This is a genomic window from Ectopseudomonas composti, assembly GCF_001567565.1.
Lineage (GTDB): Bacteria > Pseudomonadota > Gammaproteobacteria > Pseudomonadales > Pseudomonadaceae > Aquipseudomonas > Aquipseudomonas composti_A.
Map to the genome: position 1 here is coordinate 155,701 of NZ_LSSW01000033.1, position 25,204 is coordinate 180,904.

The 25,204-nt window shown below is 62.5% G+C and carries 23 protein-coding genes; 9 read left to right on the plus strand and 14 right to left on the minus strand.

The annotated features are described in order from the left end of the window. Positions 1 to 6: 6 nt before the first annotated feature. The 4 genes from PCLY_RS24115 to PCLY_RS24130 all read right to left on the minus strand — a co-directional run bounded on the left by PCLY_RS24115 (position 7) and on the right by PCLY_RS24130 (position 4,125). Positions 7 to 1,230, minus strand: a complete 1,224-nt coding sequence (locus PCLY_RS24115) for a PucR family transcriptional regulator (protein ID WP_061243195.1) — start codon at positions 1,228 to 1,230, stop codon at positions 7 to 9. Beyond that, the gene (gene codB / locus PCLY_RS24120; RefSeq protein ID WP_061243197.1) at positions 1,227 to 2,498 is read right to left on the minus strand and encodes a cytosine permease; all 1,272 of its coding nucleotides are present in this window, start codon (positions 2,496 to 2,498) and stop codon (positions 1,227 to 1,229) included. Before codB ends, PCLY_RS24115 begins: the two co-directional genes overlap by 4 nt. Positions 2,499 to 2,707: 209 nt before the next feature. Beyond that, positions 2,708 to 3,178 carry a MaoC family dehydratase gene (locus PCLY_RS24125; RefSeq protein ID WP_061243199.1) on the minus strand — a complete coding sequence of 157 codons (471 nt, stop codon included), beginning with the start codon at positions 3,176 to 3,178 and terminating at the stop codon, positions 2,708 to 2,710. Continuing rightward, on the minus strand, positions 3,175 to 4,125 hold the full coding sequence (locus PCLY_RS24130; RefSeq protein WP_061243202.1) for an alpha/beta hydrolase: 951 nt from the start codon (positions 4,123 to 4,125) through the stop codon (positions 3,175 to 3,177). The genes PCLY_RS24125 and PCLY_RS24130 overlap by 4 nt, the downstream gene beginning before the upstream one ends. 216 nt (positions 4,126 to 4,341) lie before the next feature. Between PCLY_RS24130 and fadD2 the strand changes: the two genes are divergently transcribed. The 3 genes from fadD2 to PCLY_RS24145 all read left to right on the plus strand — a co-directional run bounded on the left by fadD2 (position 4,342) and on the right by PCLY_RS24145 (position 10,061). Continuing rightward, positions 4,342 to 6,030, plus strand: coding sequence for a long-chain-fatty-acid--CoA ligase FadD2 (gene fadD2 / locus PCLY_RS24135; RefSeq protein WP_061243205.1), 1,689 nt, complete (start codon positions 4,342 to 4,344; stop codon positions 6,028 to 6,030). A gap of 391 nt (positions 6,031 to 6,421) precedes the next feature. After that, positions 6,422 to 8,110 carry a long-chain-fatty-acid--CoA ligase FadD1 gene (gene fadD1, locus PCLY_RS24140; protein ID WP_061243208.1) on the plus strand — a complete coding sequence of 563 codons (1,689 nt, stop codon included), beginning with the start codon at positions 6,422 to 6,424 and terminating at the stop codon, positions 8,108 to 8,110. A 265-nt stretch (positions 8,111 to 8,375) separates the two neighbouring features. Continuing rightward, positions 8,376 to 10,061, plus strand: coding sequence for a methyl-accepting chemotaxis protein (locus PCLY_RS24145; RefSeq protein WP_061243211.1), 1,686 nt, complete (start codon positions 8,376 to 8,378; stop codon positions 10,059 to 10,061). Between the two features lie 12 nt (positions 10,062 to 10,073). Here the strand turns inward: PCLY_RS24145 and PCLY_RS24150 are convergent, their stop codons facing one another. Continuing rightward, positions 10,074 to 11,246, minus strand: coding sequence for a cyanate transporter (locus PCLY_RS24150; protein WP_061243213.1), 1,173 nt, complete (start codon positions 11,244 to 11,246; stop codon positions 10,074 to 10,076). Then, positions 11,243 to 12,145 (minus strand): DMT family transporter, encoded by a 903-nt coding sequence (locus PCLY_RS24155; protein WP_061243215.1) that lies wholly within the window; start codon positions 12,143 to 12,145, stop codon positions 11,243 to 11,245. Before PCLY_RS24155 ends, PCLY_RS24150 begins: the two co-directional genes overlap by 4 nt. 85 nt (positions 12,146 to 12,230) lie before the next feature. On the opposite strand from PCLY_RS24155, the gene PCLY_RS24160 reads away from it, so the two are divergent. Continuing rightward, complete coding sequence (locus PCLY_RS24160; RefSeq protein ID WP_061243217.1) at positions 12,231 to 12,734, plus strand: MarR family winged helix-turn-helix transcriptional regulator; 504 nt, start codon at positions 12,231 to 12,233, stop codon at positions 12,732 to 12,734. Between the two features lie 206 nt (positions 12,735 to 12,940). Then, entirely contained in the window at positions 12,941 to 13,696 is a 756-nt protein-coding gene (locus tag PCLY_RS24165) for a bestrophin-like domain (RefSeq protein WP_061243221.1), read from the plus strand. A gap of 221 nt (positions 13,697 to 13,917) precedes the next feature. On the opposite strand, the gene PCLY_RS24170 is transcribed toward PCLY_RS24165, so the two are convergent. Beyond that, on the minus strand, positions 13,918 to 14,811 hold the full coding sequence (locus tag PCLY_RS24170) for a LysR family transcriptional regulator (RefSeq protein ID WP_061243224.1): 894 nt from the start codon (positions 14,809 to 14,811) through the stop codon (positions 13,918 to 13,920). Positions 14,812 to 14,906: 95 nt separating this feature from the next. On the opposite strand from PCLY_RS24170, the gene PCLY_RS24175 reads away from it, so the two are divergent. Beyond that, positions 14,907 to 16,076 carry an MFS transporter gene (locus PCLY_RS24175; protein WP_061243226.1) on the plus strand — a complete coding sequence of 390 codons (1,170 nt, stop codon included), beginning with the start codon at positions 14,907 to 14,909 and terminating at the stop codon, positions 16,074 to 16,076. Between the two features lie 99 nt (positions 16,077 to 16,175). Here the strand turns inward: PCLY_RS24175 and PCLY_RS24180 are convergent, their stop codons facing one another. Both PCLY_RS24180 and PCLY_RS24185 read right to left on the minus strand, forming a co-directional pair. After that, positions 16,176 to 17,399, minus strand: a complete 1,224-nt coding sequence (locus PCLY_RS24180) for a flavin monoamine oxidase family protein (RefSeq protein ID WP_061243229.1) — start codon at positions 17,397 to 17,399, stop codon at positions 16,176 to 16,178. 460 nt (positions 17,400 to 17,859) lie between these two features. Further along, positions 17,860 to 18,900, minus strand: coding sequence for a zinc-dependent alcohol dehydrogenase family protein (locus PCLY_RS24185; RefSeq protein WP_061243232.1), 1,041 nt, complete (start codon positions 18,898 to 18,900; stop codon positions 17,860 to 17,862). Between the two features lie 218 nt (positions 18,901 to 19,118). On the opposite strand from PCLY_RS24185, the gene PCLY_RS24190 reads away from it, so the two are divergent. Next, the gene (locus PCLY_RS24190) at positions 19,119 to 19,616 is read left to right on the plus strand and encodes an Lrp/AsnC family transcriptional regulator (protein WP_061243235.1); all 498 of its coding nucleotides are present in this window, start codon (positions 19,119 to 19,121) and stop codon (positions 19,614 to 19,616) included. 180 nt (positions 19,617 to 19,796) lie between these two features. Here PCLY_RS24190 and PCLY_RS24195 read toward each other — a convergent pair whose 3' ends face one another. From PCLY_RS24195 to PCLY_RS24210, 4 genes are all read right to left on the minus strand, one after another. Next, complete coding sequence (locus PCLY_RS24195) at positions 19,797 to 20,183, minus strand: cupin domain-containing protein (protein ID WP_061243237.1); 387 nt, start codon at positions 20,181 to 20,183, stop codon at positions 19,797 to 19,799. Positions 20,184 to 20,254: 71 nt separating this feature from the next. Then, positions 20,255 to 21,070, minus strand: coding sequence for an AraC family transcriptional regulator (locus tag PCLY_RS24200; protein WP_061243244.1), 816 nt, complete (start codon positions 21,068 to 21,070; stop codon positions 20,255 to 20,257). 235 nt (positions 21,071 to 21,305) lie between these two features. Next, positions 21,306 to 22,079 (minus strand): SDR family oxidoreductase, encoded by a 774-nt coding sequence (locus tag PCLY_RS24205; RefSeq protein WP_061243246.1) that lies wholly within the window; start codon positions 22,077 to 22,079, stop codon positions 21,306 to 21,308. Then, the gene (locus PCLY_RS24210) at positions 22,079 to 22,408 is read right to left on the minus strand and encodes a nuclear transport factor 2 family protein (protein ID WP_061243249.1); all 330 of its coding nucleotides are present in this window, start codon (positions 22,406 to 22,408) and stop codon (positions 22,079 to 22,081) included. Before PCLY_RS24210 ends, PCLY_RS24205 begins: the two co-directional genes overlap by 1 nt. A 116-nt stretch (positions 22,409 to 22,524) precedes the next feature. Between PCLY_RS24210 and PCLY_RS24215 the strand changes: the two genes are divergently transcribed. Further along, positions 22,525 to 23,454, plus strand: a complete 930-nt coding sequence (locus PCLY_RS24215; protein WP_061243252.1) for a LysR family transcriptional regulator — start codon at positions 22,525 to 22,527, stop codon at positions 23,452 to 23,454. Between the two features lie 49 nt (positions 23,455 to 23,503). On the opposite strand, the gene PCLY_RS24220 is transcribed toward PCLY_RS24215, so the two are convergent. Continuing rightward, complete coding sequence (locus PCLY_RS24220; protein WP_061243255.1) at positions 23,504 to 23,953, minus strand: carboxymuconolactone decarboxylase family protein; 450 nt, start codon at positions 23,951 to 23,953, stop codon at positions 23,504 to 23,506. A 352-nt stretch (positions 23,954 to 24,305) separates the two neighbouring features. Here PCLY_RS24220 and PCLY_RS24225 point away from each other — a divergent pair, with 352 nt between their 5' ends. Beyond that, positions 24,306 to 25,175 (plus strand): AraC family transcriptional regulator, encoded by an 870-nt coding sequence (locus tag PCLY_RS24225; RefSeq protein WP_061243258.1) that lies wholly within the window; start codon positions 24,306 to 24,308, stop codon positions 25,173 to 25,175. Positions 25,176 to 25,204 lie beyond the last annotated feature (29 nt).

Here is a 25,204-nt window from a genome sequence, read left to right on the forward strand (position 1 = left end):
TTCCTCTCAGGCAGGCGCCGACAGGCGCCGGATCAACAGCGCAACGCTGATGTTCAGGCGGTCGTGCGGATCGTCGAACGAGCAGCCGGTCAGCGCTTCGATGCGCTGTAGACGGTAGCTCAGGGTATTGCGGTGAACGTTCAGGCGTTGCGCGGCGAGGGCCAGGTTGCCGTTCTCGGCGAACCAGGCTTCCAGTGTCGGCATCAGTACCGGCTGGTGGCGCGAGTCGTCGCGGATCAGTGGGCCGACCACACGCTCGACGAAGCGGTCGAGCAAGCTGCGATCGCGTATCGCGCCGAGCAGTTCCAGCACGCCCAATTCGTTGAAACTGCACAGGCCCAGGCGCTCGGGAAAGCGCTGCGCCACGGCCAGCGCCTGGCGCGCTTCACCCAGGCCCTGGGCGAAGCGCGGCGCCTCGCAACCGGCGCTGCCGAGGCCGAGAAACAGCCGCAGTGGGCCGAGCTTTGGGTGCAGCTCATCGAGCAGTGCGGTCATGGCCTGGCGATTGCGCGCCTCGGCGTGGGCATCGGGGCAGGGCAGCAGGGCGATCCAGTGGCGGCCCTGGCTGACCAGCGGCAGCGCGTCACCAAGCTCGCCGAGGCTCTGCTCCAGGCGCCGTTGCAGCAGTTGCTGGCGGCTCTGCAGCTGGCGCTCGGCGTCTTCGCCGGGCAGGTCGCCGAACAGTTGCTCGCTGCCGTCCAGGCGCAGCAGCGCCACCTGGCGCGGCAGGTGCAGCGCCAGGCCAAGGCTGTCGCCGCGCTGCAACAGCACATCGAGTGATTGGTAATCGCCGTCGAGCACCTGTTCCAGCACGTGCTGGCGCGAGCGGCCAAGCTGCTGCGCATGGACCAGCGCGGTGCCGATGGCCTGGGTGACCACCACCATCTTCAGCGCATAGGGCTGCTCGATCAGTGGCAGTCCAAGGCGCTCGGCCTCGTCGATGACGCTGGGCGGGATGGCCTGGATGAACTCGGCGCCGGTGAGGATGACCATGCCGGCGACCACACGCTCGTGACCCTCGCGCACCAGGCGCAGCAGGTTGGCTTCGTCACGCGGGTGGTTGATGCCAGTGACGAAAATCAGCTCGCCGCCCATCACCCAGTCGGCAATGCCTTCGTTCTCGGCCACGTAGGGCCAGCGCACAGTATTGTCGCGCCCGGCCCGGCCGGCACGCAGGTGCATGCTGGCCAGATCGGGCAGGGCCAGTACATCGGCGACGGTCAGGCTCACGCGCCGGCTACCTGCTGGCGGCCGGCCAGCGCCTTGTTCGCCTCGAACAGCACGACGTAGGCCACCGCCGCCACGGCAATGCCCACCAGCGGCGCGACCCAGGGCGAGAAGTAGGCGCTCAGCGCACCAATCAGGTAGGCACCCAGGCCGACCCAGTTGAACGCCGGCAGGCGCACATCGGCCAGTTTCGGGTAGCGCGCGCGGTGGCCGTAGAAGTAGTCGGCCATGATCACGCCGCCAATCGGCGGGATGATCGAGCCGAGCAGGATCAGGAAGGGAATCAGCATCTCATACATGCCGCCAATGGCCAGCAGCGTGCCGATGCCGGCGCCGACCAGGGTCACGGTCTTGCGCTTGCCGGTGCGCAGCAGGTTGCAGCCGGCTGCGGCGAAGTTGTAGATGGTGTTGTCTTGGGTGGTCCACAGATTGAGGAACAGCATGACCACGGCGGCCATGGACAGCCCCTGCAGCACCAGCACTTCGACCACGTCCGGTTGCTGGTAGACGATGGCGCCGTAGGCACCAGCGATGATCATCAGGCCGTTGCCGATAAAGAAGCCGAACAGGCTGGCCAGCACCGCGATGCGGCCGCTCTTGGCGAAACGGGTCCAGTTGGTCGCCTGGGTGGCGCCACTGACGAAGGTGCCGAACACCAGGGTGATGGCCACGCTCAGGCTCATGCTCTCATTGGGTTCGACCGCCAGCAGGCCGGCCAGGCCGCCGACATCACGGGTGGCGATCCACAGCGAGGCCACCAACAGCACCAGCATGGCCGGTACGGCGACGCGCGAGAGCAGGTCCAGGCCCTTGTAGCCGACGAAGGCGGTCAGGCAGAAACCGAAGCCGAACAGCACCATCAGCGGGATGGTCAGGCCTTCGGGCAGGCCAAGAATCTTCACCAGTACGATGGCGATGGTCGCCGTGCCCCAGGCGTACCAGCCGATCTGGGTGAAGCCGAGCAGCATGTCGGACAGCTTGCTGCCCACTTCGCCGAAGCAGAAGCGCCCCATCAGCACCGAGTTCAGGCCGCTGCGGCAGGCGATGAAACCCAGTACCGCGGCGTACAGGCCGAGCAGCAGGTTACCGATCACCGCTGCCCAGAGCAGGGTGGTGAAGTCGAAGGCCATGCCGATCTTGCCGCCCGCGAACATGGTGGCGGTAAAGAAGGTGAAACCGAACAGCAGGATGGCGGTGGAGAACAGCCCCTTGCGCGCGCCGTTGGGCACCTCGCTCAGGGGGTAATCGCTATCGGGGGTGGCGTTGCTCATGGACCTGGCTCCGAGAAGGGGGGGAGGCCTTGGCGATAGCAGGGGACGTGCCAGAAATCAGCGCAGCGGCTGGCTTGGCAAGGTGGTCAAAGAGGTTTGTGCGAAGTGCACAAAGAAACGCACTTATGTAGCGCCAGGTCGCTCAAGGTTTGTGAGTGTAGAACAAAAGTGGTGCGCGACGCTGCGGTCGCGCACCAGCTTGCAGCGCATCAGTTGACGGTGACTTGCGGCATCGGCGGCATGGTTACGGTCTGCTCGCTGGCCGGGGCGAGTACTTCGGCTTCGCCGTCGACCACTTGCTTGCCGTCCTGGTTGAACACGCGGGTGGCGATGCGCACGCGGTTCTTCGGCAGCTTTTCCAGCACTTCCAGCTTCACGGTCAGGGTGTCGCCGAGCTTCACCGGGCGGGTGAACTTGAGCTGTTGGCCGAGGTAGATGGTGCCCGGGCCAGGCAGGCGGCAGGCGATGGCGGCGCTGATCAGCGCGCCGGTGAACATGCCGTGGGCGATGCGCTCCTTGAACATGGTCTCGGCAGCGAAGGCCGCGTCCAGATGCACCGGGTTGTTGTCGCCGGATACGGCGGCGAACAGCTGTACATCGCGCTCTTCAACGGTCTTCTCGAAGGCCGCTTGCTGGCCGACGCTGAGAGCGTCGTAAGGGATATTGGTGACCTGACTCATGAGGGCTCCTTGATGGGGTGTCGACTGTGGCGCAGTGCCTGTTGCAACCACTCGATCAGTTGGGTGGTGACCTCGTCGCGATTGCTCTCGTTGAGCAGCTCGTGGCGGGCCTCGGGATAAAGCTTCAGTTGCACGTCGTTTACGCCGGCCTCACGCAGAGCGCCAGCCAGATGCTTCAGGCGTTTGCCTTGACTGATGGGATCACACTCGCCGCCGATCACCAGCAGCGGCAGGTCGGCATCGATCTGCGCCAGGTTCTCCACCGGCGTGATCTGCTGCAGGCCTTCGAACAGGTCGCACCACAACTGTGTGGTGCAGACGAAGCCGCACAGGGGATCGGTCACGTACTTGTCCACTTCCGCCGGGTCGCGGCTGAGCCAGTCGAAGGCCGTGCGGTTGGGCTTGAAGGCCTTGTTGAAGGAGCCGAAGGAGAGGTAGTCGATGACCTTGCTGCGACCCTTAGGTCCCAGGCGCCAACGCTCGAATCCGGCAATCAGCCTGGCGGCCTTGTACAGCGCCACCGGCTGGTAGTTGGAGCCGGAGAGCACGGCGCCCTGCAGGCTGCAGCTGTGACCCAGCAGATAGGCCATGCCGATGTAACTGCCCATGCTGTGGCCGAGCAGGAAGATCGGCGTTTGCGGGTGCTGCTGGCGAATGTGATGGTTGAGGGTCGATAGATCGCCCACCACTTTGTTCCAGCCATCTTCGTCAGCGTAGTGCCCCAGGGTGCCACGTTCGGCGGTGAGCCCATGGCCGCGCTGGTCCAGTGCGTAGAGCGCGAAACCCGCAGCTACCAGAGCTTCGCCCAGGCGTGCGTAGCGCAGGCTGTGCTCGGCCATGCCGTGGGAGAGCATGACCATGGCCCGTGGCGGCGCTTCGCCGTACCAGTGGTTGACGTGCAGCGGCAGGCCGTCGCTGGCATTGAGAACGAAGGTGTCGTGGCGCATGGCGAATCCTTGTGCCGGAGATTGCAACATTGTGCACCTTGGTCGCCAGCAGGCATAGCACCCCCGGTTTCCCCGAAGTGGTAAAGATCGGTTACGAATCACTGCATTTAATGCGAAATTCAGCCCATCAATGACGCCTTCGAGCTATTTGCGGCTCGGCTCTAAGCTGCTACTTTCCGGGCAGTCAGATCACTTCAGGGGAAGAGGACAAGAACAATGCAACCTGATTTCTGGAACGACAAACGCGCCCCTGGCGTGCCCAACGATATTGACTTGTCCAGCTACAAGTCGGTGATCGAAGTCTTCGAGCGCTCGTGCAAGCGTTTTGCCGATCGCCCGGCCTTCAGCAATCTCGGTGTCACGCTGACCTATGCCGAACTGGATCGTCTCTCCGCGGCCTTCGCCGCCTACCTGCAGAAGCACACCGACCTGAAACCGGGTGACCGTATCGCGGTGCAGATGCCCAACGTGCTGCAGTATCCGGTCGCGGTATTCGGTGCCATGCGTGCCGGGCTGATCGTGGTCAACACCAACCCGCTGTACACCGCCCGGGAGATGCGCCACCAGTTCAAGGATGCCGGCGTGCGTGCGCTGGTGTACCTGAACATGTTCGGCAAGCTGGTGCAGGAAGTGCTGCCGGATACCGAGATCGACTACCTGATCGAAGCCAAGATGGGCGACCTGCTGCCGAGCCTCAAGGGCTGGCTGGTCAACACCGTGGTGAAGAAGGTCAAGAAGATGGTGCCCGACTACCATCTGCCTCAGGCCCTTGCCTTCAAGCAGGTACTCAAGCAGGGCCAGGGCCAGGCGCTGGCACCCGTCAGGGCCAGCCATGATGACATTGCCGTGCTGCAGTACACCGGCGGCACCACCGGTGTGGCCAAGGGCGCCATGCTCACCCACGGCAACCTGGTGGCCAACATGCTGCAGGTCGATGCCTGCCTGTCGCAGCTCGGCCCGGATGGCACGCCGCTGATGAAACCGAGCCAGGAGATCATGATCGCGCCGCTGCCGCTGTACCACATCTATGCCTTCACCGCGAACTGCATGTGCATGATGGTCAACGGCAACCACAACGTGCTGATCACCAATCCGCGCGACATCCCCGGTTTCGTCAAGGAACTGGGTAAGTGGCAGTTCACCGCACTGCTGGGCCTGAACACCCTGTTCGTCGCGCTGATGGACCACCCCGAGTTCAAGAACCTGGACTTCTCCCACCTCAAGGTCACCAACTCCGGCGGTACCGCATTGGTCAAGGCCACCGCCGAGCGCTGGCAGCAGATGACCGGCTGCACCGTGGTGGAAGGCTATGGCCTGACCGAGACCTCGCCGGTGGCCAGTACCAACCCCTACGGCGACAAGGCGCGCCTGGGCACTGTCGGCATACCCGTGCCGGGCACGGCCTTCAAGGTGATCGATGACGACGGCAACGAGCTGCCGACCGGCGAGCGCGGCGAGCTGTGCATCAAGGGGCCGCAGGTAATGAAAGGCTACTGGCAGCGCGAGGAAGCGACCGCCGAAGTGCTCGACGCCGAAGGCTGGTTCAAGACCGGTGACATCGCCGTGATCGACCCGGACGGTTACGTGCGTATCGTCGACCGCAAGAAGGACATGATCATCGTCTCCGGCTTCAACGTGTATCCCAACGAGATCGAGGACGTGGTCATGGCCCATCCCAAGGTGGCCAGTTGCGCGGCCATCGGCGTGCCGGACGAGAAGTCCGGGGAAGTGGTCAAGCTGTTCGTGGTGCCGCGCGACGGCGGTGTGACCGTGGAAGAGCTCAAGGCTTACTGCAAGGAAAACTTCACCGGCTACAAGGTGCCCAAGCACATCGTGTTCAAGGAGTCACTGCCGATGACGCCGGTCGGCAAGATCCTGCGTCGCGAGCTGCGCGACATCGCCTGACCCAAAGCCCCTCCCCATTGCCGGGGGAGGGGCTTTCCCGCCTCAACTGCCATCGCGCAGTCCAATTGTTGTGATTTCGTAACCACCTCTGCCTGTTTCGGGCATTCCAGCACTGCAGTCGTCATCGATTCGCGCTAGGCTCCCCGGGTTGTAATGTGCGAGCTAGAGGCTTTTCGATTCATTGCGAAAGAAAATCAGGGTCGTGACTTTTATTCTGTTTATAGTCATTTTTGCGACTCTGTGGGCCATGTTTGGTGCTGGTGAGCATCTGGCAAAGCTGCTACTCTCGGCGCGCTTCCAGGCCGTGGGCCAGCGGGAAAGCGAGCTATACACACAACAAACAACCGCCAACGCGCGGTGAAGATCAGCTGTTGCTTAGGAGTGGGCTTCCATGACCGAAAACTTCTGGAAGGACAAGTATCCCGTTGGGGTTGCTGCCGAAATCAATCCCGATCAGTACCCGAACATCCTCGCGGTACTGAAAGAGTCCTGCCAACGCTTCGCCGACAAGCCTGCTTTCAGCAACCTGGGCAAGACGCTCACCTACGGCGAGATGTACAAGCTCTCCGGGGATTTCGCCGCCTACCTGCAAAAGCACACCGATCTCAAGCCCGGCGACCGCATCGCCGTGCAACTGCCCAACGTGTTGCAGTACCCCATCGTGGTCTTCGGTGCCATGCGCGCCGGCCTGGTGGTGGTCAACACCAACCCGCTGTACACCGCGCGGGAAATGGAGCACCAGTTCAACGATTCCGGCGCCAGGGCGCTGATCTGCCTGGCCAACATGGCTCATCTGGCCGAGCAGGTGATTCCCAAGACCGGCGTGAAGACGGTGATCGTCACCGAAGTCGGCGACATGCTGCCGACCTTCAAGCGCCTGCTGGTCAACTTCGTGATCAAGCACGTGAAGAAAATGGTGCCGGCCTATCACCTGCCGCAGGCGGTCAAGCTCAACGATGCCCTGGCCAAGGGCCGTGGCCAGAGTTTCACCGAGGCCAATCCGAGCAATGGCGATGTCGCCGTGCTGCAGTACACCGGCGGTACCACCGGCGTGGCCAAGGGCGCCATGCTCACCCATCGCAACCTGGTGGCCAACATGCTGCAGGTCCGGGAGCTGATGGGCGCCAACCTCGATGAAGGATGCGAGGTGCTGATCGCACCGCTGCCGCTGTATCACATATATGCCTTCACCTTTCACTGCATGGCGATGATGCTGATTGGCGGGCACAACATCCTGCTGACCAACCCGCGTGACTTGCCTTCGGTGGTCAAGGACCTGGCCAAGTACCGCTTCACCGGTTTCGTCGGTCTCAACACCCTGTTCGTCGCCCTGTGCAACAACGAAGACTTCCGCAAGCTGGACTTCTCCAGCCTGAAGCTCACCGTCTCCGGCGGTATGGCCCTGCAACTGGCCACCGCCGAGCGCTGGAAGGACGTCACCGGCTGCGCCATCTGCGAAGGCTTCGGCATGACCGAGACCAGCCCGGTGGCCACGGTCAACCCGTTCAGCGCCATCCAGCTCGGTACCATCGGTATTCCGGTGCCCTCGACCCTGTGCCGCGTCATCAACGACGACGGCCAGCAACTGGCCATTGGCGAGATCGGCGAGCTGTGCGTGAAGGGGCCGCAGGTGATGAAGGGCTACTGGCAGCGCCAGGAAGCCACCGATGAAATCCTCGATGCCGACGGCTGGCTGAAGACCGGTGACATCGGCCTGATCCAGGAAGATGGCTACCTGCGCATCGTCGACCGCAAGAAGGACATGATTCTGGTGTCCGGCTTCAACGTCTACCCGAACGAACTGGAAGACGTGCTGGCGACCCTGCCGGGCGTGCTGCAGTGCGCCGCCATCGGTGTGCCGGACGAGAAGTCCGGCGAGGCGATCAAGGTCTTCATCGTGGTCAAACCGGGCGAAAGCCTGACCAAGGAGCAGGTGATGGAGCACATGCGCGCCAACCTCACCGGCTACAAGGTGCCCAAGGCCGTCGAGTTCCGCGACGTGCTGCCGACCACCAACGTTGGCAAGATCCTGCGCCGCGAACTGCGCGACGAAGAGCTGAAGAAGCTGGGCAAGAAGTGATTCGAGCTCGCTGATACGAAGAACCCGCCACGGCGGGTTTTTTGTTGCCTGGCTGCCCGTGTGCCGGCCTTTCATGACTTCAAAAGTCGCCTAGTTACCGCCATTGATCATGAACAGTTGTCATGTGAGTAGATGGTGGGTATTCATTTCTCTGATAAATGAAACTGGTCATACCAGTTTTTGCTTGCCTCTGTTCTTTTGGCGTCACCATCTTGGCAATATGCTCGCTCAATAACATCAAAACGCCGGTAAAGGTGTACTGCCAATGATCTTCTCTCTGCGTCTGCGCTCCAAAGTGCTGTTGCTGGCTTTGGGGCCTATCTGCCTGTTGACCCTGTTGCTCAGCACCATCGCATTCGTCGTTCTCGGTAATCTCGCCGATCATCAGGAGGAGCAGACCCGCGCCAAGCTGGTGGCGGACCGCAAGGCGGAGATCAAGCAATACGTGGAACTGGCGGCTAACGCGATTGCCCCGATCTACCAGGCCTCAGGCGACGGCGACATGGACGCGCGGGCCCAGGCCGTCGCGGTGCTCAAGCGCCTGGCCTACGGTGCGGATGGCTATTTCTGGGGTTATGACAGCAACATTCGTCGAGTCCTGCAGGGCAATACCAACGATCGTATCGGCGAGGACTTCAGCAGCTTCCGCGACCCCAATGGTGTCTATGCCATTCGTGAGTTGGTGCGGGCAGGCATGGATAGCAGCCATTACGTCGACTACAGCTTCGTGCTGGGCGATGGCAAGGTGCTGGTGCCCAAGGTTGGCTACTCGCAGTACCTGCCCAAGTGGAAGATGGTCTTCGGTACCTCGGTCAATCTCGACGGGGTGGAGCGTGACGTACAGGCTGCGCGTGCGCAGTTCCAGCACAGCGTCGACCGCCTGCTGATGGTCATGGCCGGCTCCGCGATTGGCCTGCTGCTGGTGCTGGCCCTGTTGTCCCTGCCGCTGGCGGCATCGATCACCAAGCCGGTGCAGTTGATCAAGAGCAAGCTCGATGACATGGCCGCCGGAGAGGGTGATCTGACCCAGCGCCTGCCGGTCACCAGTCAGGACGAACTGGGCGAGCTGGCGACCTCCTTCAACGCCTTCGTCGCCAAGATTCATGCACTGGTGCAGCAGGTGTCGGTGACCACCGACCAGCTCTTCGGTCTGGTCGGCGGCGTATCCAGCCAGGCCCAGCGCTCGGAACAGGCCATGGCCGGGCAACGCCACGAGACTGACCAGGTCGCCACCGCCATCAACGAAATGTCTGCCGCCGCTCATGAAGTGGCGCAGAGCGCCCAGCGCGCCGCCGAGGCTGCACGCGAGACCGATCAGCAGGGGCAGGATGCCAAGCGGGTGGTCGATGGCAGCATCGCGCACATTCACGATCTGGTTGGTGAGGTGCGTAGCAGCAGTGAATCGCTGGACAGTCTGCGCCGCGACGTACAGGGCATTGTCAGCGTGCTGGAGGTGATTCGTGCGATTGCCGACCAGACCAATCTGCTGGCCCTCAACGCCGCCATCGAGGCCGCGCGGGCGGGCGAGGCAGGGCGCGGTTTTGCCGTGGTCGCCGATGAGGTGCGTGCCCTGGCCAGTCGTACCCAGCAGAGCACGGGCGAGATCCAGAGCATGATCGACCGCCTGCAGAATGCGACGGGCGAGGCGGTGGCGGCGATGCAGCGCGCCAGCCAGATGGGCGACAGCACCCGCGAACAGGCCAGCCACGCGGGCGAGGCGCTGGACAGCATCGCGGTACTGATCGGCACCATCAACTCGATGAACGCGCAGATCGCCAGTGCCGCCGAGGAGCAGACGGCAGTGGCCGAAGAGATCAACCGCAGCGTGCACCAGATCGCCGTCGCCGTGGACGAAGTCGCCAGTGACGCCACGCAGGGCGCGCAGGCCGCTCGCGATCTCGACGGCCTGGGCGGGCGCCTGCAGGGCCTGGTCGGCCAGTTCCGCGTCTGAGTTTCGGGCGCTTCAGTCCGGTGCCATGCCACGAGTGCGGTGTTCATGGCCAGGGCTGAAGCGCGCGGCCATGACCATCAGCAGCACGCTTGCCAGCGCCATCAACTGCCAGCTCAGGCTGAGGTCCGTGCTGTAGCGGCGCAACACGCCCGCCAGCAAGGGCGCGCATGCGGCGATGAGGTAACCGCCACCCTGGACGAACGCCAGCAGATCGCCGGTCTGCTGGGGATCTTCCAGGTGATCCTGCGCCACCACCAGCGACAGCGGAAACAGGCCGCCGATGCCGATACCAAGCAGCAGGGCGACGAGCACCACCAGGGTCTGCGGTGCCAACTGCAGGACCAGCAAACCGGCAAAAAGCGATAGCAGCACCAGCGCCAGCAGTGGGCGTCGATCAGGGAAGCGAGGCAGCAGGCTGGAGAGCAGCAGGCCGGCTGCTACCTCGCACAGCGTCAGTGCGGCCAGCAGCAAGCCGCTGCTCTGGGCGCTCCAGCCCAGGGCCGTGTAGTAGGGCGGTAGCCAGGCCAGCACCAGTGTGTAGCCGGCCGTGCCAATACCGAAGAAGCTCATCAACAGCCAGGCCCTGGGCCAGCGCCACGGCGCCAAGGGCGGGGTGGCCATGGCGATGGTTGCCGCCCTGGCTGGCGCCGCTCGCCGCCATATCGCGGCAGCGAGCACGGCCGGCAATGCCCAGCTCGCCAGCGCCCAGGACCACCCGAGCGATTGCGCCAGCCAGGGTGTGACTGCCGCGCCGAAAGCGGCGCCGGCCATAATCGCGCAACTGTAGAAACCGATCAGGCGACCGCTGTCTGCGGCGAATCGCGACTTGATCAGGCCTGGCAGCAGCGCCTGCACGAAGGCGATACCGGCGCCGGCCAGCAAGGCGCTGGCGATCAACGGAGTGGCGCTTGGCAACAACCCGCGCAACAGGCAGGCCAGGGCGATCAACACGGCGCCGAGAAAAATTCCACCGCTGTCGCCAAGGCGCCGTCGCAGCGGGCCGGCGGCCAGCGCGCCCAGCCCCATGATCACCACCGGCAGGCTGGTCAGCAGGCTGGCGCCGACATGATCCAGGCCGCTATCGAGCTGGATGCGGTCGAGCAACGGGCCGATGGCCGCCAGCGCCGGGCGCAGGTTCAGGCCAAGCAGGATGATGGCGATCAGCAGCAGGCCCTGGCGCTTCATGACTGCGCCTCCTTGGCACCGCGCCAAGCCACCAGCAGCACGCCGCCGACGATGCACAGCGCGGCCAGCAGCATGCTCAGGCTGCCCTGTTCACCGAACAGGCCGATGGCCATGGCGGCGCCGGTGATGGCCGCCACCGAGCCGATCTGGCTGAGAAACACCGTGCCGGCCAGATTCTGCAGGATGAAGAACAGCGCATAGACCGCCGCGAACAGCAGCATCTGCGCCACCAGCAGGGCGACCGCCAGTGTGCTGTCCAGACGCGGGGTGAAGTCGACACCGAGCGCGGCTGTGGCGACCAGCAGCACGGCGCCACCGAGCAACATGCCGGGTGCCAGCGACAGCGGTGTGGCACCGCTCGGCCAGTAGCGCGCGCGGTAGATATTGCCCAGTGCCAGGAACACCGGCACGCTCAACGCAGCCAGCACCCAGAGGGTCGGGCTGTCGCCTCCGTGCAGTTTGCCCAGGGCCAGCAGCAGGCTGCCGGACAGGCCGATGCAGATGCCCAGCAGGCGGATGCGGCTGAGCCCCTCCATGCGCAGTGCCAGCGCCAGCAGGTAGGTGAACAAGGGCGGAAAGGCCAGGCACATCGAGGCGAAACCGGCGCCGACATGACCGATGGAGCTGAACAGCAGGGCGTTCGGCACCGCGATGCTGAGCAAGCCGGAGGCGAGGTAGTAGCGCTGCTGTGGCAGGCCCATGCCGGGCCGCTCGCCACGCCACCAGGCGAACAGCAACAGCATCAGGCCACTGCCGAACAGGCTCCACAGCAGGTAGGCCATTGGCTGCCAGCCGACGTTGCCGGCCAGCTTGACCAGATTGCTGGTCAGCCCCATGAGCGTGCCGATCACCAGCAGCAGCGAGAGGGCCAGAAGTGGGCGGGAATTGGAGCCTGGCATGCGGATGCCTCCTTGGCGTGAATACGTTACGATGGCGACATTCTTTTTGAAAAGTATCTTGATGGCAAGATAAATCGAGGGCGACATGCAAGACCGTGCACAACTGGCTGCCGAACAATGGCGGCAACAGCGGCCTGATCTGGATGGTTCCGCCATGGCCGTGATCGGGCGCCTGGGCGAACTTTCACAGGTGATCAGCCGCGACCACCTGCTGCCGTTCTTCGCCGAACATGGCCTGCAGGCCGGCGAGTTCGACCTGCTCGCCACCCTGCGTCGCTCGGGCGAACCCCATGCGCTGATGCCCACCGCCTTGTACGAGAGCGCGATGATCTCCTCGGGCGGCATGACCAGCCGCATCGACCGTCTGGAAAAGGCCGGCTTGATCGAACGGCGCAAACACCCCAGCGACCGCCGCGGCGTGCTGGTGGCGCTGACCCCGGCCGGATTCGAATTGATAGACGGCATGCTCGCTGCCCACGTGGCCAACCTGCAGCGCGTGCTATCAGGATTGACCGCCGAGGAGCAGCGCACGTTGCATGAGCTGAATGGCAAATTGTTGGCAGGCTTGGCGCAGCAGGGCGCCGAGTGATTGAACCGCCGGTAACTGTTTTTGATCTCCCTCACGCTTCGTGAGCGCGTCCATGGCGCTCTCCTAAATGCTCTGTGCGTGGATGCTTGAGCGTACACAGCGCTTGGCCGTGATCAGGATGGGGTCAAGCGTCGCGCATACTTCCGAGTTGACGCTTCAGCGTTTTGAGCCACGATCTTCTGGCGGTATAGCGAAAAGGCGCAGATATGGAATCGGTCTGGATCGCAGCGGGTGTCTTCGTATGTCTCCTGTCGGCATCCCTGCTCATGATGCATTGGTACCCCAAACTCTCGGCTCGTCACCGGGATGAAGAAACCAACACGGTGGTTCGCCTGGTCGCCAATATCTTTGTGGTCATGACCTCGTTGGTGTTCGGCCTGATGATCAACTCAACCAAGAACACCTTCGAAGCAATCGATACCAACATGCACGCCTATGCGACCAGCCTGATCATCTTTGATCGAACACTGAAGACCTACGGTGAGAAGGCGCAGGACACGCGTGAGCACCTGGCCGCCTATGTGGAGCACGCCATTGCCAATCCCTACCGGGGCGATGAAGCACTTCAGCATCGGGTGAGCCCCGCCACTCAGTTTCTGGATGAGATTGGAGTGGTCCTGGCCGCCATCGGACCCGAAACCCGTTACCAAGAAACCATGCTCAGTGACCTTCGCCAGCAGTACCACTCGCTCATAGAGCAACGCTGGCGCATCGTGGAGCAGTCCGAAGGGGCGATACCGATGCCGCTGATCGGCATGCTTGTCGCGTGGATGACGCTGATCTACGCCAGCTTTGGCTATCGTGCGCCGAATAACCCAATGGTGATTGGCATGTTCGTCTTGTCTGCACTGCTGATTGCCGCCTCCGTGTACCTGGTTCTGGACATGGACATTCCTTTCCACGGGCCGATACAGATATCAGACGCACCATTGCGCAGAGCCTTGGCGGAAATGCAGATGTAGTCCGGGTTTACTAGGGTTTGTACGAAAAGTCGTCGAGCGAAGGTCAGGCGAGGCAAAAACGGGTGAGGAAGCGGAGTTTACGAGCTGTAAATGAGCATTCCGAACCTGTTTTTAACGAAGCATTACCGAGCGCAGGCACTTTTCGTACAGAGCCTAGAGAGCGCAGCCAACCGTGAGGTGAGGGCCAAGCGCAGTGGTCCGGTGCCAAGCACTCGTTCCGCTCACATCCGGTGATGCTCCAGCAGAAAATCCACGAACACCCGCACCCGTGCCGGCATCGCCGAGCCGCCGACGAACACTGCATGGATCGGCTCGCAGTCGCCGGGGTTGAAGGCTTGCAGCAGTGGCACCAGATCGCCTCGCTGGATGTCCTCGGCCACGGTGAATTCGCCGATGCGCGCGATGCCGGCGCCGACACGGGCGAATTGCGCCAGCGCCTCGCCGCTGCTGCATTCGATATTGCCGCAGACCTTGAGGGAGAACGCCTGGCCGTCATGCACGAAAGGCCAGTTGGGTTCGGCGCGGCGGAAGTTGAAGCGCAGGCAGTTGTGTTGTAGCAGGTCCTGCGGCTGCTGCGGTGTGCCGTGGCGCTCTAGGTAATCGGGGGAGGCCACCACCACCTGGCCGGTTTCGCCGACCTTGCGGGCGGTCAACGGGCTGTCCGGCAGATAGCCGAAACGCACGGCGACGTCAGCCTGGCCGCCGAGGATGTCGACCACCTCGTCGCCCAGGCTGAGGTCGACGGTGATGTTCGGGTAGCGCGCGCTGAATTCCGCCACCAGCGGCACGATGGTCATCCGCCCATGGCCGAGCGCGGCACTGACACGCAAGCGCCCGCGAGGCACGCCCTGGTCGGTGATGGCTTCTTCGACTTCCGCCATGTCGGCGAGGATGCGCCGGGCGCCGCGCAGGTACGCCTCGCCCTCGGCGGTAAAGGTGATCGCGCGGGTGGTGCGCAGCAGCAGGCGGGCGCCAAGGCGCTGCTCGGTACGGGCAATGATGCGGCTGACCGCCGAGGGTGTCAGCCCCAGTGCACGGGAGGCGGCCGACAAGCTGCCTTCTTCCGCCACGCTGGCGAACACCACCATCTCACCTGATCGGCCGTTGAAGTCCATTTGTGCTCCGTAAGCAAAGGTGTTTGCCAGAAATGCCATCTACCGCCGTCGAGGTTTGGATCCTAGCATTCGCGGCATAGATGAGGAGACATTTCATGCGTATCAATCCACCACTCGTTGCACTCGCCATCGGCGCCTTCGGCATCGGTGTTACCGAGTTCGCCCCCATGGGCATGTTGCCAGGTATCGCCAGTGATCTCGGCGTTTCCATTCCCGCAGCCGGCCTGCTGGTCAGCGCTTATGCCATCGGCGTGCTGCTCGGCGCGCCACTGATGACCCTGACCACCGGACGGATTCCCCGGCGCTATTTGCTGATCGGCCTGATGGCCATCTTCACCCTGGGCAACCTGATGTCCGCACTGGCCACCGACTACAGCAGCTTGCTGATCGCCCGCGTGGTGACCTCGCTGAACCACGGCGCCTTCTTCGGCGTGGGCTCCATCGTCGCTGCTAGCGTGGTCGCACCGGACAAGCGCGCCGGGGCGGTGGCGGCGATGTTCATGGGCCTGACCCTGGCGACCATCGGCGGCGTGCCGCTGGCGGCCTGGTTCGGTGAATTATTGGGCTGGCGCACGGCCTTTGCGGGCATTACCGGCCTTGGCGTATTGGCCATGCTCGCGCTGTGGTTCGCGCTACCCAACGTGCCGCTACCGAAGAGCGACGGCGTGCTGGCGGAAATCCGCGTGCTGGGCCGTGGCCCGGTGCTGGCAGCGCTGGCGCTGACCGTGGTCGGTTCGAGTGCGATGTTCACCGTGTTCACCTATATCGCACCAATCCTCGGTAGCGAGACGCATGCCTCGACTGCCTTCATCACCGCGATGCTGGTGCTGTATGGCGTGGGCCTGACCCTGGGCAACATGTGGGGCGGCAAGGCGGCGGATCGCTCCGTCGATCGCACCCTGATCGTCTCGCTGAGTGCGCTGATTCTAGTCTTGCTGGCCTTTACCGTACTGATGCGCTGGCCGCTGCCGGCCGCCGTGGCCATCCTGACCTGGGGCATCGCCAGCTTCGCCATCGTGCCGCCGCTGCAGATGCGTGTGATGGAAGCGTCCAAGGCCGCGCCCAACCTGGCCTCGGCGGTGAATATCGGCGCCTTCAACCTCGGTAACGCGATTGGTGCGGCGCTGGGCGGCGCGGTGATCAATGCCGGTCTGGGCTATCCGGCGATTTCCCTGGCCGGCGCAGCGATGGCGGGGGTGGGGTTGCTGATGGTGCTGGGGTTTGCCTGGCGTTCCAGGGCGGTGGCTGCCGCGGTGGTGCAGTAGGAGCAAGGCTTACTGACGGCCAAGTGCGTAGAGCGTACGGGGGCGATCCGATCCACCCGGCGCGCTACGCACGGCCAGTGTCTGCTTTCGATGCCTGCCTCACTGCGCGGCATCGATGGCCTTGGCCCAGGCCTGTAAGGCGTCTCGAGCGGCCAAGGCGATCTCCTTGTCGCTACGGCCGGCGAATTCACGCTCCAGCGCATCCGCCGCGATCAACCCGGCGATGGTTGGCTTACCGACTGCGTCGGTCAGATCCAGCCATTCAATCCAGCTCGCAGGCGTGTCGTACCAGCGCAAGTAGCCGGTTGGCGAGCGGGGCCACCAGCGCTGCTCGAACTGCAGCACGACCTTTTCCAGCTTACCCATGCCCAGGTGGGCCAGCGCATCGCGTTGGGCCGGCGGCAATTCGGGGAGAAAGCGCAGGGTCTTGAGTACGCCGAGTGGCACGGTGCAGATGCAGAAGTCGCCACGCTCATCGTTGATGCGCAGCTCGCCGTCACGCCAGTCGATCTGGCTGACGGGCTGGCCCAAGCGGATGTCGAGCCCGCTGGCCAAATGCTCGATGATCTGGCTATAGCCGCCGGGCAGAAAGCGATCTTCGTTACCGACGCCTTCCTCGTCGAGGGATTCCACCGAAAGCTGGGTAAGCGGCAGGCAGGCCTCGATAATCAGGTTGCCGTCGATCGCATAACGCGTTGTCCGGGCTTGGGCGGGCTCCAGACCTGCCAGATAGCGCTCGATGCCTTCGGCCAGGGGCAGGCTGCGGTCGACACCCTGGCGCAGTGCCTGCCAGGCTTCATTGATACCCTGAACCGCGCCATCGCTGGCGGCAGACAGCGGTTGACTGAAATCGGTCGCCACCATGGTTAACCCGAGGTGCTCCGCTTCGCGAGCCAAGGCGTTGTCCGCGAACTGCTGCAGCCAGGCCGCGCCGACATCCACGGTCACTTCGCCCAGTTGCAGGCTATGGGTGCGTCCGCCAATGCGCTCGCGCGCCTCGATCACCACGCAGTCGATACCATTGGCGCGCAGATGACGGGCAGCCCCCAAGCCAGCGCAGCCCGCACCTATCACGATCACTCGTCGGGCTCCGGCTTGTACGGCGAGGCGGGCCGCGCGAATGCCGTCGTCCCAGGCGCCGTGGGTCATGGCGGGCGCCTCGGGATTGCAGGCTTCGCCAGCGATGACGAGGCGCCCATCCAGGCACTCGCCCAGCACATGTCGATGTTGCGGCCTGCCGCCAGGCAGCAGGGTGCTGTATGCCCCCAGGCTGTAAGCATCGTCACACCAGTGGGTGACGTGCCAGGCGGTGGGCTGATACATGGAAAACTCCCTTTCAATGCGGTGCCTGTCATGGCGTCAGGCGAGCGGCGGAATATCTCAGTTGCCGTGAACGATGGCCAGTTCTTGGGAGCAATCAGGGCAGGCCGCAATGTTGAATGCCTGTAAGATGCTGTAGGCAAGCCCGGTGTGAGCATGGCGATACCACGCAAACACCAGTTGCGGACGCTGGAGTGTCGAGGGCTGCGTTCCCGAGCGATCATCTTCTACCCGGTTGCTGGACTTCTCGCTGGCGCTGCTATCCCAGGCGCTGAGTTGTTTCGAGTATCGACGGTGCTTGACGCAAAGGTGGACAAGCTTCGCGTTGTCCACCCTACATCGCGCTTCAGGGTAGGGTGGATGACGCTTTTCTCATCCACCGTTGCGGCTAGAAAGGGACGGATTAAATAGATCTGTCCCATTTCGTTGATCAGAGTGGCAGCGGGAAGGCCGGCATCAAGTTCTAGAACTGGGTCACCACCGTAACGCCGGTGCCCTCGAAACGATCCATATTCACCAGCGCATCGATTGACTGCTCCAGGCTGATGGTTTTACCAACCAGCTTCTCGGGCGCCAACTTGCCGGACGTAATCATCTCGATCATGGCGTCATAGCGGTGTGCTTGCATGCCATGGCTGCCGTAAATTTCCAGCTCGTGAGCGATCACCTTGCTCATCGGGATCGCCGGCTTGGCGTGGTCGGCGAGCATCAGGCCGACCTGGACGTGCCTGCCGCGACGGCGCAGATTGTTGATGGAGTTGAAGCAGGTTGTTGGGTGCCCCAATGCATCGAGCGATACGTGGGCGCCCCCGCGGGTGATCTCCATGACCGCCTCGGCTACGTCCGCCACCTGAGCCGCATTCACCGTCGCCACGGCGCTCAGGGAGCGAGCCAACGCCAGCTTGTCGTCGGCGATATCGATCGCGATGACATTGGCGCCAATGGCCTGGGCGATCATCACGGCCGATAGGCCCACACCGCCGCAGCCGTGCACGGCTACCCACTCGCCGGCGCGGACCTTGCCTTGATCGACAATCGCCCGAAATGAGGTGACGAAGCGGCAACCCAGGCTGGCGGCCGTTGCGTAGTCCATGTGCTCAGGTAGTGCGACCAGATTCAGGTCGGCCTGGTGGATGCCCACATATTCTGCGAACGAGCCCCAATGGGTAAAACCTGGCTGAAACTGAGTGTGGCAGACCTGCTGGTTGCCGCTGTTGCACTCGGGGCAGGCGCCGCAACCACCGACGAAAGGCACGGTCACGCGGTCACCCACTTTCCACTTGGTCACATCACGGCCAACCTCCGCCACGACGCCGGCCAGCTCGTGCCCTGGTACGTGCGGCAACTGGATGTCCGGATCATGGCCTTTCCAGCCATGCCAGTCGCTGCGGCATACACCCGTCCCCTTGACCTGAATGACCACGCCGTGGCGTTCCGCGCTGGGGTCGGCGACCGTCATCAGGCGCGGCGGCTGGGAAAATGCTTCGTAGACTACGGCTTTCATGGAGCACCTCTGATTGAGCAATCACTACGGCGTCAGCTCGGCACCTCTGTATACGCAATCGCGAGGTAAGGGCACCGGCGTATTTATATGTGCAACCGCGTTGCATTGTTGGGTGATGGAACCTTGTATTTATTATGGATAAACGCCCTGAAATTACCTTTCAGAATAAGATTGACAATGCATGTAGTGTGAAATGATCCTTCAGAAGTGCTTTTAATATGAAGGGATCTTTTGTGCCGATTGCCGTTGATAAAGTAGATATTGCAATCTGTGATCGACTGCAGCGTGACGGCAGGTTGTCGAACGTGAAGCTCGCGCAGGAAGTTGCCCTTAGCGAAGCCTCCTGTTGGCGCAGGCAGAAGCGCCTCGAAGAATGTGGCGTTATCGAGGGATACCAGGCCGTTCTAAACCGCAAGAAATTGGGGCTTGGGGTCATGGCCTTCGTACAGATTTCCTGTACCGATCACAGCGAAGAGGCGACCGCCAGATTCGAAAGCATCATCGCGTCCGCGCCTCAGGTGCTCAGTTGCCACAACACTACTGGCGAGGCCGACTTCCTGCTGCAGGTGGTGGCACGCGATCTGGATAGTTACAGCCGGTTCGTCGAGAAAGTGCTGAGGGCGTTGCCGGGTGTCTCCAGCATTCGGTCCAACCTTTCACTGCGGGAAATGAAGACCACCAACCGGCTCCCCGCTAGCGAGATCCTGAGCACCTGAGACATTGCGATGGCGATTCTGAAACGCCCTCTGCACAGAAGCGAGGCAGCAGTATTGGCGGATCGTAGGTAGTAGGCACTCCATCCGGGTGGCGCCATCATAAAAGGTGGACAAGCTGCGCGTTGTCCACCCTACGTCTCGGTCTCACCGTTGCGAGGCGCTATCAGCCCTGCCATCGCCTCAGATCCATATATCGTTCGCCGCCGTCAGGTCGCCACCCTCATGGCCTGTGTTCACAATGCCGCGCGGCTCAATCATCATGAGCTTTGCTTCGCCTTGCGCTGCCGTGCGGTGTTCCACGCCCCGTGGAACGACGTAGAGCTCCCCAGGATTCACATAGACGCACCCCTCCGGTAAGTCGATGCGCAAGACACCCTCGAGCACCAGAAATGCCTCGTCAGTTTCCGGGTGCGAATGCCAGATGAATTCACCTTCAATTCGTACAACCTTGAACTGGTAGTCGTTCATCTCGGCAACGACTCTAGGACTCCACTGTTGGTCGATCAGCGAGGCCTTGTATTTCAGGTCGATGGCGAGGGGAGCTTGTTGATGATGGGAGTCAGGCATGACGGATCCTCTGGATTGGGAGTCATCAGCCTATCGATGCGAAAAACGCCATTCTTGTACGATCCTGCACGTTAATGTGTGGAGCGCAGGCGTTCCAACCAGCGCCAGGGCGGCACGCCATAGCAGCGGGTGAAGTGCCGGGTCATGTGGCTTTGGTCGTGAAAACCGGCAGCCAGGGCGGCGTCCACTAACGAGAAGCCGTCCAAGGCAAGCCGCCGAAAGCAGTCCAGGCGACGTAGCGTGACAAAACGATAGGGGCTGGTGCCGTAAAGCACGCGGAAGTCTCGTGACAGGCTCCAGCGTTCGCGCCCGCTTACCTGTTCGAGCATTTCCAGAGTAATGCTGGAGTGCAGGTGCGCCATGATGAATTCGCGGACACGCTCGGCTGCACGGTAATCCAGATGCTTGCGGCCGCGCGGCTTACCTGCGACAGCATGCAAGGCCATCGCCAGGTCATAGAGCGCGTCCTGCTCTTCCAGCCTTTCCAGCGGATGATCCAGCGCTTGCACGAATGCTTCACTGGCGCGGTACAGACGCGGATCGCTCGAGAGGCCGCCTGCTATGAAAGGCAGGGGCTTGCCGTCCAGCACGTTCTGGATCAAAGCCGGGTCGACGTATGCCATGCGGTAACGGAAACCTGCATCCGTGCCGGCCATACCGTCATGTAACTCATCTGGGTGTAGTACGAGCGTGTTGCCAGGGATGCCGTGACGCAGTGAGCCCTTGTAGTTGAAGCTCTGCACACCTGCGAGCGTCCGTCCAATTGAATAGGTGTCATGGCGATGCGGCTCGTAGCCATGGCCACCGAACCACGCCTCGATACGCTCCACTCCACTGGGTAGAGTGCTTCGTATGACCCAATCAGACGGGGTCGTTTCGCTATCCATGAGACATGCTCTCGATCATGCAGGGGGGATGCATCTGCGGCTATTCAATATAGAGAGCTTGCCTATTCATGTCTGCTCTTTGCCTGCGGAGGTATCGATACCGTGCAGCAGGGTGCAAGCTTCGCGTTGTCCACCCTACATCGCGCTTCAGCAGAGGGTGGATGACGCTCTTCTCATCCACCGTTGCTGCGGATGTCCGGGTTACTTGTTGGCGGGCATTCCCGCCAGGTTCCCGCTAAACCGTCGGCACCGTCCCTCCATCGATGATGAATTCAGTGCCAGTAATGGACGCGGCGCGGGGGGAGGCGAGGAAGGCAATGAGATCCGCCACTTCGTCCGGCCTGGATGGGCGACCGAGAGGTATGCCGCCCAGGGCCTGCATGATGAGTCGCTTGCCGCCTTCATAGTCAGTGCCAGCCTCCTGCGCGAGCCGCTCGGCCAGGGCGACCGATGCTTCGGTTTCGACCCAGCCCGGCGATACCCGCACCACCCGGACACCCTGAGGCGAGACTTCTTTCGACAGGCTCTTGCTGTACGTGGCGAGTGCTGCTTTGGCTGCAGCGTAACCGGTGGTGGCTTGCGCCAGGGGCAGGCGGCTCTGGATCGAGGTCACGTGCACGATCACGCCCGCCTGGCGTTCCAGCATCGCCGGGAGCAGGGCACGATCCAGGCGCACGGCCGGCAGCAGGTTGAGATCGAATTCGCGCTGCCACTGGTCGTCGTCCAGTACCGCGAAGCCGCCAGCGGGGGCCGATGAGCCACCCAGCACATGGATGATGATGTCCACCTTGCCCAGGCGCTTGCGTGCACCCTCGACCAGGGCGTCGCAGCCTTCACGCGTCGACAGATCGGCCTGGACGAACAGTTCATCCGGCAGATCCTGGCTCACTTGGCGCGCAGAAGTCAGCACCTTGGCGCCTTCCGCGATGAAGCGGTTCACTACCGCACGGCCGACGCCCTTGGTACCACCAGTGACCAGTACGTGCTTGTCGTTCAGGTCGAGTTTCATCACGGTGCGATCTCCAGCGAGCGGATCTGGCCATCCATGAGTGCGAACAGGTGTTTGAGCAGCACCGGGCTGCCGGGGAAGTCGCCCGCTACGCGTGCGGTGACGGTCAATGCATCGTCTCGTTGTGAGGCCTCCACGGGCTCGACGCGGTAGCTGAAGGCCTGCCGAGCCTCCTGTTGCCAGGCCACGATGGCGTCGATGCCCTGGTGCGTGCGTTTCTCGTCGATCACCGTCGCGTCCGCGTGGAAGCAGGTGGCAAGGCGTGCCGGGTCGTCGCCATTGCTGATGGCGAAGTAGGTGTTCACGGCTTCGGGCAGTTGCAGCTTCATGGCCTGATTTCCTCTCGTAGTGGGTGGGGCGCTACGGGAGTGATCTTGCTGCTCGATGGATAATTTGCTCAACTGGGACAGAGTTAATGACCTGTCCCTAATGTCAGGATAATCCAATGGCCGACTCGCGCCTGGGCCTCAACGAATTGGAAGCGGTGCTGGCCGTGGCGCGCCGGGCCTCGTTCCGCCAGGCCGCCATCGATCTCGACGTGTCCACCACCGCCTTGAGCAACACCATCGCCAAGCTGGAGGCCAGCCTGGAAACTCGCCTGTTCAATCGCACCACGCGCAGTGTGTCGTTGACCGAGGCGGGGGCGCTGTACCTGGAGCAGGTCGGGCCGGCGTTGCAGGACGTTCGTACGGCGCTTGAAGCGGTGCGTTCGCATAATGCCGGGCCGACGGGGACGCTGCGCATCAATGCGTTTGCCAGTGCCGCCCGCGCAACCCTGATGCCGTTGGTGCTGGAGTTTCTGCAGCGTTATCCGCACGTACACATCGACATGGTGACCGAAGGGCGTCTGGTGGACATCGTCGCGGGTGGGTTCGACCTCGGGGTGCGCTCGGCGAACCTGGTGCCCAGCGACATGATCGTGATCCCCCTCGGGGCGCCGCAACGTTACGCCGTTGTCGGTACGCCGGGATACTTCGAGCAGCACGGGCGACCGCGCACTCCGGCGGATCTGCTGCGCCATGCTTGTATTCGCATCCGCCTGCCCAACGGTGCGATCTATCCCTGGCAATTCGAGCGGGCAGGCGAGGTGACGAGGCTCGATGTCGCCGGGCCGCTCACGCTCGACGAGCCCGGCGTGGTCAAGGCGGCGGTGCAGGCGGGGGTAGGGCTTGGCTTCTTCATGGAGCAGGACGTGAGGGCTGAAATCGAGGCCGGGCAGTTCGAGCGGGTACTGGAAGGCTGGACACCGCCTCTGGAAAGGCTGTGTCTGTACTACCCAAACCGCCGCAATCCGTCTGCAGCACTCAAGGCCTTCACCGCCCTGGCGCGGGTGCACTTGGCCGGCAAGGGCGATCGGGTTGAGTGCCCGGCGTGAGGGCGGTTTTACCAAGAACTGTTTGCCAGGTTCTCACGCGTCTTGCGGCTTACGCCTTCGCAGCAGGGCTCAAGCGAAAGCTGACACCCATGCGGTTGAACGCGTTCATGGCTGCGATAGCGGCCGTGAGGTCGACCAGGTCTTTCGGAGTGAATGCGGACGATGCTGCGGCATAAGCCTCTTCAGAAACATGCGTTTCGCTGACCAGGGTCACTTCTTCCGTCCAGGCCAAGGCGGAACGTTCCTGGTCGGAAAACAGATGCGCGGCCTCATGCCAGACCGGCACCAGAACGAGCTTTTCCACTGACATACCTCCCTTGATCAGATCTCGCGAATGGATATCGATGCAGTGCGCGCATCCATTGATCTGCGATGCCCGCAAGAACACGAGATGTACGAGTTGAGGCGGCAGGTGCGTTCCGGTGGTGACGAAATGGTGCAGCCCTCCCAGTGCCTTAGCAGCACCGGGTGAAGCTTCAAACCAGTTAAGACGAGTCATAGAGCAGTGCCCTTTGTGAATGGGGGATCAGTAAGGTCTGCCCCAATTAAGACAATTAAGAGGATCAAGGTATTGATCCAATTAAAGGCTTAGTCAATGGTCCACTTTGCGGCGTGGCCGTTGTGGCTTTTGATGCCGTGTGGGGCGGCTGATCTTCTGTTCAGCGTCCATTGCTCAGTCATCGGCCTAGGGGGAACGATCAAAAGACGAGTCGCCGGGCTAGCAAATGCTACCGTGCTCCTGTATCGCGCTCAGGAGCGATCAACAGGCCCAACTGAGCAAGTACGGCTAGGCCTAGGCATGGCGCCATTGCCTAGGCTAGCGCTTACCGTATTCCTGGAATTTCTGCATCGTGTCTGCTCGATCACCTTCTTCTGCTTACACCCAGCGTTTCGATGCTGTGCTCGCTTATATCGATGCCAACCTCGATGGTGATCTGTCGGTCAAGGCGTTGAGTCAGGTGGCGAGCTTTTCGCCATTTCACTTCCATCGGCAATTCGGCGCGTTCGTTGGCGTACCCGTTTCACGCTATGTGCAACTGATGCGACTGCGGCGCGCTGCCCATGGGCTGGTGGCCCGAGCGGAAGTCTCGGTATTGGATGCTGCATTCCATGCTGGGTTTGAAAGCCCTGAGGCGTTCAGCCGGGCATTCAGGCGAGCGTTTGGCATGCCTCCCAGCGAATTCAGAAAGGCACCCAATTGGCAGGTGTGGAATACGGTATTCGCCATCCCGCACTTTTCAAGGACTGTCACCATGCACGTACAGATCGTCGATTTCTCCCCCGTCCGAGTCGCTGCATTGGAGCATTGCGGCCCACCCGAACTGGTCGATGAAAGCGTCAACGCCTTCATCCAATGGCGCATGCAAAGCGGCCAATCGCCGGTAGCATTGAGCCGCTCCTTCGGCATGCCATACGGCAACCCCGATACCACGCCCGCGCACGAGTTTCGCTTCGCTATCTGTGGCGAGATTCGCCAGGCCGTGACAGCGAACGAATTCAATATTCGCGAACTGACCATACCCGGCGGGCGTTATGCCGTGTTTCGGCATACAGGCTCCCCGGACCATATCGGCGAAACGATTTATCCGATCTACCGCGATTGGCTGCCGAGCAGCGGCGAGGAGCTGCGCGACCAGCCGTTGTTCTTTGAATACCTGAGCGTTTACCCCGAGACGCCCAAGGATCAATGGCAAACGGATATCTATGTGCCCTTGCGTTAGAAACGAACGTAAAGCGTGCCAGGGCGCCG

Bases quoted from the DNA above. Each gene is read 5' to 3' on its own strand.
- PCLY_RS24175 (WP_061243226.1), top strand. From the start codon at position 14,907: ATGCGTATCAATCCACCACTCGTTGCACTCGCCATCGGCGCCTTCGGC.
- codB (WP_061243197.1), bottom strand. From the start codon at position 2,498: ATGAGCAACGCCACCCCCGATAGCGATTACCCCCTGAGCGAGGTGCCC.
- PCLY_RS24220 (WP_061243255.1), bottom strand. From the start codon at position 23,953: ATGACTCGTCTTAACTGGTTTGAAGCTTCACCCGGTGCTGCTAAGGCA.
- PCLY_RS24150 (WP_061243213.1), bottom strand. From the start codon at position 11,246: ATGAAGCGCCAGGGCCTGCTGCTGATCGCCATCATCCTGCTTGGCCTG.
- PCLY_RS24210 (WP_061243249.1), bottom strand. From the start codon at position 22,408: ATGAAGCTGCAACTGCCCGAAGCCGTGAACACCTACTTCGCCATCAGC.
- PCLY_RS24180 (WP_061243229.1), bottom strand. From the start codon at position 17,399: ATGTATCAGCCCACCGCCTGGCACGTCACCCACTGGTGTGACGATGCT.
- PCLY_RS24145 (WP_061243211.1), top strand. From the start codon at position 8,376: ATGATCTTCTCTCTGCGTCTGCGCTCCAAAGTGCTGTTGCTGGCTTTG.
- PCLY_RS24155 (WP_061243215.1), bottom strand. From the start codon at position 12,145: ATGCCAGGCTCCAATTCCCGCCCACTTCTGGCCCTCTCGCTGCTGCTG.
- fadD2 (WP_061243205.1), top strand. From the start codon at position 4,342: ATGCAACCTGATTTCTGGAACGACAAACGCGCCCCTGGCGTGCCCAAC.
- PCLY_RS24170 (WP_061243224.1), bottom strand. From the start codon at position 14,811: ATGGACTTCAACGGCCGATCAGGTGAGATGGTGGTGTTCGCCAGCGTG.
- PCLY_RS24215 (WP_061243252.1), top strand. From the start codon at position 22,525: ATGGCCGACTCGCGCCTGGGCCTCAACGAATTGGAAGCGGTGCTGGCC.
- PCLY_RS24125 (WP_061243199.1), bottom strand. From the start codon at position 3,178: ATGAGTCAGGTCACCAATATCCCTTACGACGCTCTCAGCGTCGGCCAG.
- PCLY_RS24130 (WP_061243202.1), bottom strand. From the start codon at position 4,125: ATGCGCCACGACACCTTCGTTCTCAATGCCAGCGACGGCCTGCCGCTG.
- PCLY_RS24190 (WP_061243235.1), top strand. From the start codon at position 19,119: ATGAAGGGATCTTTTGTGCCGATTGCCGTTGATAAAGTAGATATTGCA.
- PCLY_RS24205 (WP_061243246.1), bottom strand. From the start codon at position 22,079: ATGAAACTCGACCTGAACGACAAGCACGTACTGGTCACTGGTGGTACC.
- PCLY_RS24160 (WP_061243217.1), top strand. From the start codon at position 12,231: ATGCAAGACCGTGCACAACTGGCTGCCGAACAATGGCGGCAACAGCGG.
- PCLY_RS24185 (WP_061243232.1), bottom strand. From the start codon at position 18,900: ATGAAAGCCGTAGTCTACGAAGCATTTTCCCAGCCGCCGCGCCTGATG.
- PCLY_RS24195 (WP_061243237.1), bottom strand. From the start codon at position 20,183: ATGCCTGACTCCCATCATCAACAAGCTCCCCTCGCCATCGACCTGAAA.
- PCLY_RS24165 (WP_061243221.1), top strand. From the start codon at position 12,941: ATGGAATCGGTCTGGATCGCAGCGGGTGTCTTCGTATGTCTCCTGTCG.
- fadD1 (WP_061243208.1), top strand. From the start codon at position 6,422: ATGACCGAAAACTTCTGGAAGGACAAGTATCCCGTTGGGGTTGCTGCC.
- PCLY_RS24200 (WP_061243244.1), bottom strand. From the start codon at position 21,070: ATGGATAGCGAAACGACCCCGTCTGATTGGGTCATACGAAGCACTCTA.